Annotated in this window: 13 protein-coding genes; all 13 read right to left on the bottom strand. The window is 64.4% G+C overall.

Annotated features, from left to right (window positions below):
* Positions 1-114 precede the first annotated feature (114 nt).
* The 13 genes from urtA to CAG41_RS22200 all read right to left on the bottom strand — a co-directional run bounded on the left by urtA (position 115) and on the right by CAG41_RS22200 (position 12,910).
* The gene (urtA, locus tag CAG41_RS22260) at positions 115-1,380 is read right to left on the bottom strand and encodes an urea ABC transporter substrate-binding protein (protein WP_085582770.1); all 1,266 of its coding nucleotides are present in this window, start codon (positions 1,378-1,380) and stop codon (positions 115-117) included.
* A 224-nt stretch (positions 1,381-1,604) separates the two neighbouring features.
* A complete protein-coding gene (locus CAG41_RS22255) occupies positions 1,605-1,904 on the bottom strand; it encodes a hypothetical protein (RefSeq protein ID WP_085707486.1) in 300 nt (99 codons plus the stop codon).
* Positions 1,905-1,948: 44 nt separating this feature from the next.
* A complete protein-coding gene (locus tag CAG41_RS22250) occupies positions 1,949-2,959 on the bottom strand; it encodes an iron ABC transporter permease (RefSeq protein ID WP_085582766.1) in 1,011 nt (336 codons plus the stop codon).
* Positions 2,956-3,903: an ABC transporter substrate-binding protein gene (locus CAG41_RS22245; RefSeq protein WP_085707485.1), complete on the bottom strand. Its 948-nt coding sequence runs from the start codon at positions 3,901-3,903 to the stop codon at positions 2,956-2,958. Before CAG41_RS22245 ends, CAG41_RS22250 begins: the two co-directional genes overlap by 4 nt.
* Positions 3,900-4,688 carry an ABC transporter ATP-binding protein gene (locus tag CAG41_RS22240; RefSeq protein WP_085582762.1) on the bottom strand — a complete coding sequence of 263 codons (789 nt, stop codon included), beginning with the start codon at positions 4,686-4,688 and terminating at the stop codon, positions 3,900-3,902. The genes CAG41_RS22245 and CAG41_RS22240 overlap by 4 nt, the downstream gene beginning before the upstream one ends.
* Positions 4,689-4,700: 12 nt before the next feature.
* Positions 4,701-6,824: a TonB-dependent siderophore receptor gene (locus CAG41_RS22235; protein ID WP_085707484.1), complete on the bottom strand. Its 2,124-nt coding sequence runs from the start codon at positions 6,822-6,824 to the stop codon at positions 4,701-4,703.
* A 151-nt stretch (positions 6,825-6,975) separates the two neighbouring features.
* On the bottom strand, positions 6,976-8,355 hold the full coding sequence (locus tag CAG41_RS22230; RefSeq protein ID WP_085707483.1) for a PepSY domain-containing protein: 1,380 nt from the start codon (positions 8,353-8,355) through the stop codon (positions 6,976-6,978).
* Positions 8,356-8,534: 179 nt separating this feature from the next.
* On the bottom strand, positions 8,535-10,652 hold the full coding sequence (locus CAG41_RS22225; RefSeq protein WP_085707482.1) for a TonB-dependent copper receptor: 2,118 nt from the start codon (positions 10,650-10,652) through the stop codon (positions 8,535-8,537).
* A gap of 84 nt (positions 10,653-10,736) precedes the next feature.
* Complete coding sequence (locus CAG41_RS22220; protein WP_085707481.1) at positions 10,737-11,183, bottom strand: DUF2946 domain-containing protein; 447 nt, start codon at positions 11,181-11,183, stop codon at positions 10,737-10,739.
* 21 nt (positions 11,184-11,204) lie between these two features.
* Positions 11,205-11,684: a copper chaperone PCu(A)C gene (locus tag CAG41_RS22215; protein ID WP_085582752.1), complete on the bottom strand. Its 480-nt coding sequence runs from the start codon at positions 11,682-11,684 to the stop codon at positions 11,205-11,207.
* 48 nt (positions 11,685-11,732) lie between these two features.
* The gene (locus tag CAG41_RS22210; protein WP_085582750.1) at positions 11,733-12,134 is read right to left on the bottom strand and encodes a DUF2946 domain-containing protein; all 402 of its coding nucleotides are present in this window, start codon (positions 12,132-12,134) and stop codon (positions 11,733-11,735) included.
* A gap of 112 nt (positions 12,135-12,246) precedes the next feature.
* Positions 12,247-12,570: a DNA-binding protein gene (locus CAG41_RS22205; RefSeq protein ID WP_085582748.1), complete on the bottom strand. Its 324-nt coding sequence runs from the start codon at positions 12,568-12,570 to the stop codon at positions 12,247-12,249.
* A 4-nt stretch (positions 12,571-12,574) separates the two neighbouring features.
* Positions 12,575-12,910, bottom strand: coding sequence for a type II toxin-antitoxin system RelE/ParE family toxin (locus CAG41_RS22200; protein WP_085707480.1), 336 nt, complete (start codon positions 12,908-12,910; stop codon positions 12,575-12,577).
* Positions 12,911-12,922 lie beyond the last annotated feature (12 nt).

Here is a 12,922-nt window from a genome sequence, read left to right as displayed (position 1 = left end):
ATGCAGGCGACTCGGTGCACCTGGCGAACCGAGGTGATGCCATCGCTGGCAAGCCAGCTCCCACAGGATCGGTGTCAGGCTCAGGCGTCGTGCCCAAGCCTGACGTTCAAGGGGTCAGTTGCTCTTCACCGCATACTCCGGCTTCTTGTCGTTGCCCGGGATGAACGGGCTCCACGGCTGGGCGCGGACCGGGCCTTCGGTCTGCCAGACCACGTTGAACTGACCGTCCGGCTGGATCTCGCCGATCATCACCGGCTTGTGCAGGTGGTGGTTGGTCTTGTCCATGGTCAGGGTGTAGCCCGACGGCGCGGCGAAGGTCTGGCCGGCGAGGGCTTCGCGCACCTTGTCGACGTCGGTGGACTTGGCTTTCTCCACCGCTTGGGCCCACAGGTGGATGCCGACGTAGGTGGCTTCCATCGGGTCGTTGGTCACGGCCTTGTCGGCGCCCGGCAGGTTGTGTTTCTTCGCGTAGGCTTTCCAGTCATCGACGAATTTCTTGTTCACCGGGTTCTCGACGGACTCGAAGTAGTTCCACGCCGCAAGGTTGCCCACCAGCGGCTTGGTGTCGATGCCGCGCAGTTCTTCCTCGCCCACCGAGAACGCCACCACCGGTACGTCGGTGGCCTTCAGGCCCTGGTTGGCCAGTTCCTTGTAGAACGGCACGTTGGAGTCGCCGTTGACCGTGGAGACGACCGCGGTCTTGCCGCCGGCCGAGAACTTTTTGATGTTGGCCACGATGGTCTGGTAGTCGCTGTGGCCGAACGGGGTGTAGACCTCTTCGATGTCCTTGTCGGCCACGCCCTTGGAGTGCAGGAACGCGCGCAGGATCTTGTTGGTGGTGCGCGGGTAGACGTAGTCGGTGCCGAGCAGGAAGAAGCGCTTGGCGCCGCCGCCGTCCTCGCTCATCAGGTACTCGACCGCCGGGATCGCCTGTTGGTTGGGCGCGGCGCCGGTGTAGAACACGTTCGGCGACATTTCCTCGCCTTCGTACTGCACCGGGTAGAACAGCAGCCCGTTGAGCTCCTCGAACACCGGCAGCACCGATTTGCGCGACACCGAGGTCCAGCAGCCGAACACCACTGCCACCTTGTCCTGGGTCAGCAACTGCCGGCCCTTCTCGGCGAACAGCGGCCAGTTCGACGCCGGGTCCACCACCACCGGCTCCAGCAGCTTGCCGTTGACGCCGCCCTTGGCGTTGATCTCGTCGATGGTCATCAGCGCCATGTCCTTGAGGGACGTCTCGGAGATCGCCATGGTGCCGGACAACGAATGCAGAATCCCGACCTTGATGGTCTCGGCGGCCTGGGCCGTCCAGGTCATGCCCATCGCGGCAATGCTTGCCGAGAGTGTGAAAGCCTTGATCAAACTGCGACGCTTCATTGTGCGATCTCCATGAACGTTAAAGTTTTTTATGGTTGGCAGATGCGGACGACTGAAGGGTGTTTTGCAAGGGCTGTGCCCGGTCTGGATCGGGCAGGAAAATGTCGGTCTAGAGCGGTTGCGCGCAGAGGCGGCGCACCAGGAGGGGACAGGCGGCAGGGTGTGGTGCAAGGAAGTGCTTCATCGTGGTGCTGCCGCCAGGCGGCAGCGGTGTCGGTTGCAACTCAGTTCACGCCGGGGAACGAATCGACGTACTTGATGGTGAAATCAGGGAAGGAATCAACGATCTGGATTTTGTAGTCGGGAAAGCTGTCGACGGTTTTCCATTTGCCGGCCGAGTCCGGGAACGAGTCGACTCTCTTCACTTTGAGGTCGGGAAACGAGTCCACAACCTTCACCTTGTAATCGGGGAAGCTGTCGACGAATTTGATCTTGCCGTAGACCTTCGAGACATCGACGGTCGTATCGGCCAGCACCGCGCTGGATCCCACAAACAGCAACGCGACAACAGCTTTTTTCAACATGACGCTCATCCTGAGAAAAATCGGGTGCGCAGTCTAAGGCAGGCTCAGCGGCGGCGCATCAGGCCGATGAAGAACAGTCCGCCGAGGGCCGCGGTGGCGATGCCGATGGGCAGGTCTTCGGGAGCGATCAGCGTGCGTGCGGCGACGTCGACCCACACCAGAAACACACTGCCGAGCAACACGCACACCGGCAGCAGGCGCCGATGTTCTGCACCGATCAGACGCCGGGCGATGTGCGGCACCATCAGTCCGACAAAGCCGATGGAGCCGCTGATCGACACCAGCACCCCGGTCATCAGCGAAGCAATCACGAACACCCGAAGACGCACCGACCGGGCGTTCAGGCCGAGGGTGACGGCCGTCTGTTCGCCGGCCATCAAGGCGTTCAGCGGTCGGGCCATGCCCAGCAGCAGGATCAACCCGAGCAGGGCGCTGAGCGCCGGCACCGCCAACAAATCCCAACGCGCCAGACCGAGGCCGCCGAGCATCCAGAACATGACTGCCGAACTGGCTCGATGATCGCCCATGAACAGCAGCAGATTGGCGATCGCCATCATCACGAACGACACCGCCACGCCACACAGCAGCAGGCGATCACTGTCCAGCCGACCCTGACGGTTGGCGATGCCCAGTACCAGAAACATGCTCGACAACGCGCCGATGAACGCGGCGATCGGCAAGGTCAGCAGACCGACGATTTCACCGACGTGCAGCACCACGATCACTGCGCCGAGGGTTGCACCGGAAGTGACGCCGAGCAGGTGCGGATCGGCCAGCGGATTGCGCGTGACCGCCTGCAGCACCGCACCGATCAATGCCAGTCCGGCCCCGACCAGCGCACCGAGCAACATGCGCGGCACGCGGATCAGCCAGACGATGTGCTCCTGGCCGGCGCTCCAGTCGGGCACGCCGACGGCGAACAGCTTGTGCAGCAGGATCCGCCACACCACGTCCACCGGCACCCGCGCAGGGCCGAAGCCCAGTGACACCACGCATGACACCAGCAGCGCCGCGCCGAGGGCGATCAGCAGCCAGCCGTAACGACGACTGATCATTCGCCGTGGAACCCTTTGGCCAGGGTTTCAACCGCGAGCACGTTGTCGATCCCCGGCGTGGCCTGCACGTAGGGGATGACGATGAAGCGCTGGTTCTTGATCGCGTCCACCGATTGCAGGGCCTTGTTCTTCAGCAGGAATTCAATCTTCTGCTCGGCGGTGATTTCGCTGTAGTCGACGATGACGATTACCTGCGGATTGCGCTCGACCACGGTTTCCCAGTTGATCCGGGTCCAGCTCGCTTCGACGTCGTCGAGAACGTTGCGCCCTCCAGCGGCGTCGATCAGCGCCTGCGGCATGCCGAGGCGGCCGGAGGTCATGGCGCGGTCTTCGCCGCTGTCGTACAGGAACACACGCGGTTTTTCGGCGGGCAGGTCTTTGCGGATTTCCGCGACCTGGCTTTGCATGCCGGTGATCAGCGCATTGGCGCGATCCTGCACGTCGAAGATCTTGCCGAGGTTGCGCAGGTCGTTGTAAGTGTCGTCCAGCGTGGCGGCCGGGCGCCTCATCACGAAGGCGCAGGACTCGGTCAGCTCATAGACGTTGATGCCCAGCGGTTGCAGGGTCTGTGGCGTGAGATCACCACCGACGCGCATGCCGTAATCCCAGCCGGCGAAGAAGAAATCGACGTTGGCGTTGAGCAACGTTTCCACCGACGGGTATTTGGCTGCCAGTTCCGGCAAACCGTCCAAAAGCGACCGCATCTGCGGCGATACCGATTTCCAGCCACTGATGCCGCTGTAGCCGGCCATCTTCGACTTGAGGCCGAGGGCGAGCATCATCTGGGTCATGTTGATGTCGTGGCTGACCGCGTGTTTCGGCGCTTCCTTGAAGGTGACTTCGCGGTTGCAGCTGTGGATCATCAGCGGGTACTTCGTGGCCTCGGCGAAGGCTTGGGTGGTGCCCAGCAACAGGGCGAGGCAAAGCAGGGAGCGCACAGTCATGGTCGGGTAATCCAGGTGATTCGCGGGTAGCCGTGGAGGGGGTGTGGATCGATCAATGCTTCGACGCCGAACACGTCGCGCAGCAATTCAACGGTGAGCACTGCTTGCGGCGTGCCGCTGGCGACGATGCGGCCGTGGTTGATCACATACAACCGGTCGCAGAACGCGGCGGCCAGGTTCAGGTCGTGGATGCTCGCCAGGGTGCCGATCCGCAAACGCTTGACCAGTTGCAGCAGCTCCAACTGATAACGCGGGTCGAGGTGGTTGGTCGGCTCGTCGAGGATCAGCAATTGCGGTTGCTGGGTCAGGGCGCGGGCCAGGATCACCCGTTGCTTTTCGCCGCCGGAAAGGGTGGCGAACGCGTGATCTTCGAAGCCGTGCAGCCCCACCGATTGCAGCGCCCGAGTGGCGAGGTGACGGTCTTCCAGCGTGTCGCCGTCGAACAGGCCTTTGTGCGGCGTGCGGCCCATGGCGACCACTTCTTCGACGGTCAGGCCGAAGGCATCGGGGAATTCCTGCAAGACCACGGCGATGCGTTGGGCGCACCAGCGCGAGGATTGCTTCCAGACGTTGTGGTGATCGAGCTTGACCTCACCGTGCTCCGGCTGACTGAAACGGTAGGCGCAGCGCAACAGGCTGGTCTTGCCGCTGCCGTTGGGCCCGATCAGTCCGACGAACTCACCGGCGGCCACTTGCAACGAGGCGTCACGCAGCTGGAACTGGTGATGGCAGTGGCCGTGGCCCAGAGGTGTCCAGGCAAGATCGGTGAGGGACAGTGAGGTCATTTCGTTCCTGTTCTAGAAGGTGTAATCAGCCGTGACAAAGAACGAACGAGGCTCACCCAGAATCCACTGCTGGCCCTCATTGTATTGGCTTTGCGCGTACTGCCGGTCAAACAGATTGTTCACCTGCAGACCCAGCGTGGTGTCGCGCAGCGCTTTCCACGACAGCGTCGCATCGACCACGGTGTAGCTCGGCAGCTCGTTGCGGTTGGCCATGTCGGCGTAGCGCGCATCGACATAACGCACGCCGGCGCCGGCCTTCAGATCGTCGGTGAGGGCCTTGTCCAGCCACAGGTTGGCGGTGCGCCGCGGAACGTCCACCGGACGGTTGCCTTTGCGCGAGACCGGGACGCCTGCGACCACCTCTTCGAAGTCGTCGTACTTGGCCTTGACGATGGCCGCGTTGGCCTGCATCCGCCAGGCGTGCGGCAGTTGCAGGTCGAGGCTGGCTTCCAGGCCGTTGGACGACTGCTGGCCGACCTGCTGCTTGAGCGTCGGATTGCCCGGATCGTCGGTCAGCAGTTTCTTTTTCACGATGCGGTAGGCCGCCAGGGTGAATTCGCCGCGGTCGTCCCAGAACAGCTGCTTCATGCCGATCTCGGTCTGCCGGGCGGTGGCCAGGTCGTACTGCTGCTGGCTCGGGCTCAGGGAAATCAGGCCGCCGACGCCGTCGGTGCTGGTGGCCACCTGACCGTAGAACGACGTCTGCGGCGTCAGGGCGAACACCAGTCCGGCCTTCCAGTTGTTGCCGGTCAGGGTCTTGTCGCTGCGGCTGTCGTTGACCAGGTTGTCGCGGTCCACGTGCACGTAGTCGCGGCGCACGCCGGTCACCAGCGACCAGCGCTCGCTCAGTTGCGTGCGGTTTTCGGCGAACGCCGACATTTGCTTCGTGGTGCTCTGGAACTGGCCGCGGTAAGGATCGGCGCTCTCGAAATAGCCCGGCTGCGGACGGTACACGTCCAGCGGCTGGCCGTCCGGCAACACGTCGTTGAACGGCGAGTTGCTGTCGAGGCGGAAGCGGATGCGGTTGTAGTCGACGCCGGTGACGGTCTGGCTGTCGAGGCCGAACAGCGAGTGCTTGAAGGTGAAGGTCTGGCGGTCGCCGACCTGCTCCTGCTTGTGGCCGATGCCGAAGTAGCCGCTGCGGCTCAACTGCTGGCTGTCGCGGTCGAAGTTGTAGTTCTCGGCGTTCTGCCAGCGGCGTCGGGCCTTGAGGTAATAGAGTTCGTTGCTGGCGCTGACCGTGTCGTTGATCTGCCAGTCGCTGGTCAAGCGCGTCCACTGGTCGTTGTAGTGCTGCTTGTCGTCGCGCACGTTGTAGTTCTTGTTGCGCAGGCTGTCCTTCAGGCGGCCGCCGATCAGCGGGGTGCCGAAATAGTTCTGCGGACGCTGGTCGCCGTAGTCGTGGGCCAGGGTGAAGGTCAGGTCGTCCCGGGCCTGCCAGCGCAGGGCGGCGCTGACGAAGTCGGCGGCCGAGTCGCCGCGGTCGATCCAGCCGTTGCTGCGCAGGCGGTTGAGGTTCAGGCGGTAGCTCAGGGTGTCGCTCAGCGAGCCGCCGCTGTCGAGCGCCTGCTGCTGGGTGTCGAAGGAGCCGTAGCCGACGCGCAGGCGGTTTTCGATCTCGCCTTCGAAGGGCTTTTTCGGGATCGTGTTGACCACCGCACCCGTGGCGCCTTCGCCGTACAGCACCGAGGCCGGGCCGCGCAGTACGTCGACGCGCTCCACCGACCAGGTGTCGACCGGGAAGGTCACGGTGCCCATGCCGGTGTACATACGGTTGCCGTCATACAGCTGCATCACCGAGCTCTGCCCGGTGAAGCCGCGGGCCTGCAACGAGGTGCCGCCGTCGCCGGGGGTGCCGGTGCGGCTGATGCCGGTGCTGCGCGACACGGCGTCCTGCACGCTGCGGTCGCCCCGGGTGCGGATCCGCTCGCCGGTGAGGCTTTCGGTGCTGGCCGGGGTCTCCAGGGCGCTGAGGTTCAGGCGCGAGCCGGCGCCGGTCGGGGTGGCGAGGCTGACGGCCTCGTCATCCACCGCCGGTGCGGTGATGGTGCCGGTGGGCAGCGTCAGCGGCGGGGCGTCGGCATGGGCGCCGTTCGCCGCGAACAGGCAAAGGCCGGACAGGAGGTACTTGTTCATCTGAGCTTCAAATCGCTTCTTCAAAAGAAAGCCCGCCGTCCTTCGACGGCGGGCAAAGCGGTCATTTAGCGTTATACAGTAACACTAAAATGTCCGGGGGGCTAAGCCCCGAAAGTGTATAGAAGCGTCTAAATCACGCATCTCGCCTGATTCATGATGAAGTTGAAGCCGATTCAGTTTGCCGCCCCAACCGCGACAGCACCAGCCAGTCCAGCAGCCCCACCACCACCAGCGAAGCCCCCACCAGCGGGAATGCCACGCCCAGCGCCAGCATGATCGCCACCCCGGTCTTCCATTTCGGCAGGTCGTGGCGCAGCGGCGGGACGCCGAACTTGCCCTGCGGGCGGCGCTTCCACCAGATCACCACGCCGCTGACCGCGCTGAGCAGGATCATCAGGCAGATCAGCAGCACGACGATCTGGTTGAAGGCGCCGAACATCTTGCCTTCGTGCAGCATCACGCCGATCTCCGTGGCCCGGGCGACGGCGCCGTAGTGCTCGAAGCGCACGTCGGCGAGCACCTTGCCGGTGTACTGGTCGATGTGCAGGGTGGCGTCGTTGCGCGGGTCGTCGGCGAACACGGAGACGGTGAACACGCCGGTGGCGGTGGTCGGCAGGGTGATGCTGTAGCCCGGCTCGACGTTGCGCTGCGTGGCGATGTCCTGCACCGCTTGCAGGCTGACGGCCGGGGCCGCCGGGCCGTGCTGCATGCCGCCGTGGGCCATGTGTTCGGCGTGGTCGCCGGACATCGGCATCGGCGTGTTCTCCATGGCCCACGGCACGGTCTGGCGGGCGGCCGTGTTGAGGCTGCGGGCCTCGACGTCGGAGGTCGGCACGTTGTCCCACATCGCCGCCGGGAACACGTTCCACACCTGGGCGTACTGCTTGCCCCAGAAACCGGTCCAGGTCATGCCGCTGAGCAGCATCACCAGCAGCAGCGCGGCGCCCCAGAACCCGGTGACCGCGTGCAGGTCGCGCCACAGCAGGCGGCCGCGGCTGCTCAGGCGCGGCCACAGGATCCCGGCGGCCTGGCCCCGGGGCCACCACAGGAACACCCCGGACACCACCAGCACCACGCCCCAGCCGGCGGCGAGCTCGATGAGCCGGTCGCCGACGGTGCCGATCATCAGCTCGCCGTGGATCGCCCGGGCGACGGCCTGCAGGTTCTGCTTGGCGTCCTGCTCGCCGAGGATGTCGCCGTGGTACGGATCGACGAACACGTTCAGTTCGTGGCCGGCGTCCTTGACCACGAACTGCGCGCTGCGTCCCGCGGCCGCCGGCGGCAGGTACTGGGTGACCTGGCCTTGCGGGTAAGCGCCCTTGACCCTTTGCAGCAGGTCATCGGCCGGCACGGTGTGGTGCCCGGCCGGGACGTTGAGCAGGCTGCCGTACATCAGCGAGTCGAGCTGCGGCTTGAAGAGATAGATGATGCCGGTCAGGGCCAGCATCACCATGAATGGCGCGACGAACAGACCGGCATAGAAATGCCAGCGCCAGGCCAGGTTGTAGAAATTCGGTTTGGGCTGTTTCATCACGTGTGCTCCGCTTGGCTTGGATCTTTTAGTTGTTCATTCAGGCTTGACCGCCGCATCCCTTGTGGGAGCGGGCTTGCCCGCGAAGACGGCGGCACAGTCGGCATCGTGGCCGGCTGATGCACCGCTTTCGCGGGCAAGCCCGCTCCCACAGGGAGGGCGGACGTACCCGCGATGCTTTAGAAACTCATGTCCACCTTGGTCCAGAGCGTGCGCCCCGGCTCCTTGATCGCTTGCGGGTCGTTGGCCGGGTAGCCGAACCCGGCGTTGCCCGCCAGGTTCAGGTGTTCGGCGTAAGCCTTGCCGAACAGGTTGTCGACGCCGGTGCTGACCTTCCAGTGCCGGTTGATCCGATAGGCACCGTTGAGCGAGAACACGCCGAAGCCCGAACTCTTGTCGTAGTCCTTGCCGACCACGTTGCCTTTGTTCTGGTCGATGCGGTTCTGCGCGGCCACCACCCGCCACAGGGCGCCGGCGCTCCAGTCGTCTTCGCTGTAGGTCAGGCCGAACCGCGCGTCCAGCGGCGGCATCTGCGGCAATGCCGTGCCGTCGCTGCTGTTCTTGCCCCAGGCGTAGGCCAGGGTCGCGTCGGCTTTCCAGTTTTCGGTGAGCCGGTAGGCGGCCCCGAGCTCGCCGCCCATGATCCGGGCGTCGATGTTCTCGGCGCGGGAGGCCATGCCCGTGTAGTCGAACAGGATGTAGTCGCGCACCTGGCCGATGTAGCCCGAGGCCCAGGCGTCGAGGTCGGCGCTCTTGTAGTTCACGCCGAAGTCGAGCTGGGTGGTCTTTTCCGGCTTGATCGAATCGAACGCGTTCAGCGAACCCGCCGGGCCGGACTTGGGCGAAAACAGCTCCCAGTAGTCCGGGAAGCGCTGGGCGTGGCCCAGGCCCGCATACAGCGTGGTCGGGGTGTTGGCTAGGTCATGCTCGTAACGCACGAAGCCGCTGGGCAGGGTGTCGGCGCGGGTGTCGTCGGCGGTCGGGTTGGGGCGCGACATCATGCCCGAGCCGATGCGCTGGCGGTAATCCTTGGCCGAGGCGCGGTCCACCCGGGCGCCGGTGATCAGTCGGTCGCGGTCGGCGGCGTACCAGGTCAGTTCGCTGAACACGCCGTAGTTGTGGAAATCGGCGTCCTTGTTGCGCGGCACGTCCTTGTAGGCGTCGATGCCCATGGCGGCGCGCTGGCGGTGCTCGTCGGTCTGCGCGTCGAGGCCGGTGACCAACTGGATGTCGGCCCAGCGCCAGGTCGCCTTGATCCGTGCGCCGAGGGTGCGCCGGTCGACGTTGGAGGCCATCGGCCCGGCCATCATCCCGGTGCCGGACGGCGTGCGCAGGGTGTAGTTGTCCATCACGTGGTCGGCGTAGTTGTAGTAGACCTGCGCCTCCAGTTTCTCCAGCACGTCGGTGATGTCGGACTTCTCGAAACGCAGGCCCAGGCTTTCGCGCAGGAACTGCGAGCCGTCCATGCCGCGCCCGGCGTAGCGCGCTTCGCCGTCGCCGCGGCCGGCGGTCAGTTCCAGCAGGGTGTCGGCGTCCGGCGTCCAGCCCAGCGCCACATCGCCGTTCCACTTGTCGTAGCGCGAGGCGACGGTGTCGTTGTTGCCGTCGCGGTAATCGTCGGAGTGGGCGGTGTTGCCGATCACCCGCACGTAGCCCAGCGAGCCGCCGGCGGCGGCATCCACCACTTTGTCGAAGCGCCCGTTGGAGCCCGCCAGCACACTGGCGTTGACCCGGGTGCCGAGCTCGCCGAAGCGCTCCGGCTCGCGTTCGAACAGGATCGTGCCGGCCGAGGCGCCGGGGCCGTAGAGCACGGTCTGCGGGCCCTTGATCACGGTGAGCTTGTCGTAGGTCTCGGGGGAGATGTACGAGGTCGGTGCGTCCATCCGGCCGGGGCAGGCGCCGAGCATCACGCTGCCGTTGGTGAGGATGTTCAGGCGCGAACCGAACATGCCGCGCAGCACCGGGTCGCCGTTGGTGCCGCCGTTGCGCACCAGGGCGAAGCCGGGGATGGTCTTGAGGTAGTCGCCGCCGTCGCTGGCGGGTACGGGCTGGCGCGGATCCTTGGGGTTGGTGACGACGGTCAGCGGCGAGCTCGGGGCCAGGGCGGTGATCACCGTCGGGCTCAGTTCTTCACTTCCGGCGGCGCTGTGGCCGGCGTGTTCATCGGCCAATGCCAGCGGGGACAGCAGGACGCCGCAAAGGACGGCGGTGGCGTGCCTGAAGCGAACGCGGAATTCGGTCAGGGCAAAGGACGTTCGGGCAGGGCTCAAACGCGGGACAGCGGAAAACCTGGACATGACAATTTCCATCGGACAGTCGTAAACGACACGGGCGGCAGCCTGGGGCTGTCTTCTTGACCGTGTGCAATCAGAGGTGGGTGTCTACGCTGCGACGGGCGGGGCGCGGGTGCGGGCGCCGGGGAAGAAGGTCTGCCGGGGATGGCCCAGGCGCGGGGAGGGTGGCGTGAAGGTGGTGGCCAGCGGGATGCTGAACGTGGCGAAGCTGCCGCCGCCGGTCAGCGCCGGGCAGTTGAACAGCAGGCTGCAGTAACCGCACTTCTCCCACATCACGTGGCGGGATGACTGCGGCGGGCAGTGCTCGGCGGCCGGTTGCGCGTCCGGCGCGGCGTGATCCATGCCCGGCATGCCCATGTCCATGTCCATGCTCATCGGCATGTTCATGGAGGCGTGCGAGTCCATCGGCATCGACTGGGAAACCAGCGGGCCGATGAAGATCATCAACATGGCGAACAGGGCGATCCAGCTGCCGCGGGTCAGGTCTCTGGCCTGACGGCGTTGCTGGAAGGGCCTGGCGCTCAGCGGGCGCATGGCCGGCGTCTGCCGTTGCGGTTACTGGGCGTGCGCGTGGGCCGCCATGGCCTGCGGCGCTTCCTTCTGCACGGCGACTTCGACGGTCACGTCACCGGCCTTCTCGAAGTGCAGGGTCAGCGGGAAGCGCTTGCCGTCGCTGAGCAGGCTGCGGTCGCTGGGGTTCATCAGCATCACGTGGTACGCCATCGGCGCGAAGGTCACGTTGCCGCCCGCCGGGATCGCCACGTTCGGCACTTGCTGCATCTTCATCAGGTCGCCCTGCATCACATGCTCGTGCAGTTCGGCCTTGGGGGCGATCGGGGAATCGACGCCGAGCAGGCGATCGTCGGTCTTGCCGGCATTGTGGATCACGAAATAGGCGGCGACGGTCGGGGCGTTGGGCGGCAGTTCCTGCGACCATGGGTGGGCGATTTCCAGCTCGCCGGCCTTGTAGTCGTGGGCATGGGCGAAGCACGCAGGCAACAGCAGCGCGGCCAGGACGATGAATTTGTTCAGCATGACGGTTCTCCAGATCGATTTGAAACGCAGGTCAAATGCGGCAACAAATCAAGCCAGAGGGGAGGCGCGGGGATTGAGGTTGGGCCATTGCTGGCGCGGTGAAGGCGTCTGCAGGGTGACGGGCGCCACGCTGCGGTTGCTTTCGTAACGGGCGAAATACAGCTGCGGCGTATGCCCGGGCAACGCCAGCACCGGCGCTGCGCCTGAGCAGCACCAGCAATGCTGCATGGTGGAATGGTCGTCGCCGCCCTGGGGGGCCTTCTGGTCGACGGTGCCGATGGACACCGCCACCATCTTCGTCCCGCTGCCGGTGCAGAAACTGCTCCACAGCAACTGTTCGGCCGGCGACTGCGCCGCCTGGGCCATCGAACCCGTCAACGGCATGGCGAGCATGTTGAACAGCACTGCGAAGCAGGCGATCCAGGCAATGGCAAGCCGGTGTCGGTTCATGGGACGGATCCGTCGGGTGGGCGATCAGGCGCGGCTATTTAGCCTGATCAGGGCCGATAAGTAAAAAAGCGTCGTGCGGTTTGGTGTCGCAGCAAATCCATCAGTCTTTCGCTCAGTTCGCCGGTACCGCATGAACTTCCATATCTACACCAAGCGTAGCGCGAATTACTGAAAAGATTTTCGCCAGATTGTCCATGCTCGGATTGCCTTTGGCGGACAGCATGCGATGCAGGCTTTTACTTGGCTTTTCAGTCTCTCTTGCGAGTTCTTCGAAACCTACGGTCGCGTTCACGAGGTCGCGCAGTATGATTCTGGCCATTTCGGGTTCGCCATTCAGGAACAGCGTCGCAGCCTCGTCAAGCAGTGCCTGAGCAAATTCCGGGTCACGCTGGGCGCGTTCGGCAATTGAATGTTTGTAGCTTCGAGTGAGAACCATCACATCACCTCCGGTTCTGTTCAGCTTTCTTTCGGGTTCGAAATTCCGCTATCAGCGCTTTCGCTTGTTTGATGTCCTTTTTCTGAGTGGACTTGTCCCCTCCACCGAAAAGAATGATCAGACGTTTTCCTTCTTGCGTCAGATAGATCCTGTACCCCGGCCCCCAGTTGATTCTGTATTCGCCAAGACCATCTAACCACTTGATATTGGAAGTGTTGCCCATCTCCAATCGAACCAAGGCAGTCGAGACCCTGGCTGCGGCCTGCGCATTCAGAGTGGCAAGCCACCGGCCAAAAGGGCTTGAATCGTTTTCTTGTAGATATTCTTCGAGTGAGATCACAGACGGCCCTGA

It is taken from the genome of Pseudomonas sp. B35(2017), assembly GCF_002113645.1.
Classification (GTDB): domain Bacteria; phylum Pseudomonadota; class Gammaproteobacteria; order Pseudomonadales; family Pseudomonadaceae; genus Aquipseudomonas; species Aquipseudomonas ekonensis.
Note: the sequence above shows the minus strand (reverse complement) of the source record. Positions and strands in the feature narration are given on the sequence as shown.

Bases quoted from the DNA above. Each gene is read 5' to 3' on its own strand.
- urtA (WP_085582770.1), bottom strand. From the start codon at position 1,380: ATGAAGCGTCGCAGTTTGATCAAGGCTTTCACACTCTCGGCAAGCATT.
- CAG41_RS22255 (WP_085707486.1), bottom strand. From the start codon at position 1,904: ATGTTGAAAAAAGCTGTTGTCGCGTTGCTGTTTGTGGGATCCAGCGCG.
- CAG41_RS22250 (WP_085582766.1), bottom strand. From the start codon at position 2,959: ATGATCAGTCGTCGTTACGGCTGGCTGCTGATCGCCCTCGGCGCGGCG.
- CAG41_RS22245 (WP_085707485.1), bottom strand. From the start codon at position 3,903: ATGACTGTGCGCTCCCTGCTTTGCCTCGCCCTGTTGCTGGGCACCACC.
- CAG41_RS22240 (WP_085582762.1), bottom strand. From the start codon at position 4,688: ATGACCTCACTGTCCCTCACCGATCTTGCCTGGACACCTCTGGGCCAC.
- CAG41_RS22235 (WP_085707484.1), bottom strand. From the start codon at position 6,824: ATGAACAAGTACCTCCTGTCCGGCCTTTGCCTGTTCGCGGCGAACGGC.
- CAG41_RS22230 (WP_085707483.1), bottom strand. From the start codon at position 8,355: ATGAAACAGCCCAAACCGAATTTCTACAACCTGGCCTGGCGCTGGCAT.
- CAG41_RS22225 (WP_085707482.1), bottom strand. From the start codon at position 10,652: ATGTCCAGGTTTTCCGCTGTCCCGCGTTTGAGCCCTGCCCGAACGTCC.
- CAG41_RS22220 (WP_085707481.1), bottom strand. From the start codon at position 11,183: ATGCGCCCGCTGAGCGCCAGGCCCTTCCAGCAACGCCGTCAGGCCAGA.
- CAG41_RS22215 (WP_085582752.1), bottom strand. From the start codon at position 11,684: ATGCTGAACAAATTCATCGTCCTGGCCGCGCTGCTGTTGCCTGCGTGC.
- CAG41_RS22210 (WP_085582750.1), bottom strand. From the start codon at position 12,134: ATGAACCGACACCGGCTTGCCATTGCCTGGATCGCCTGCTTCGCAGTG.
- CAG41_RS22205 (WP_085582748.1), bottom strand. From the start codon at position 12,570: ATGGTTCTCACTCGAAGCTACAAACATTCAATTGCCGAACGCGCCCAG.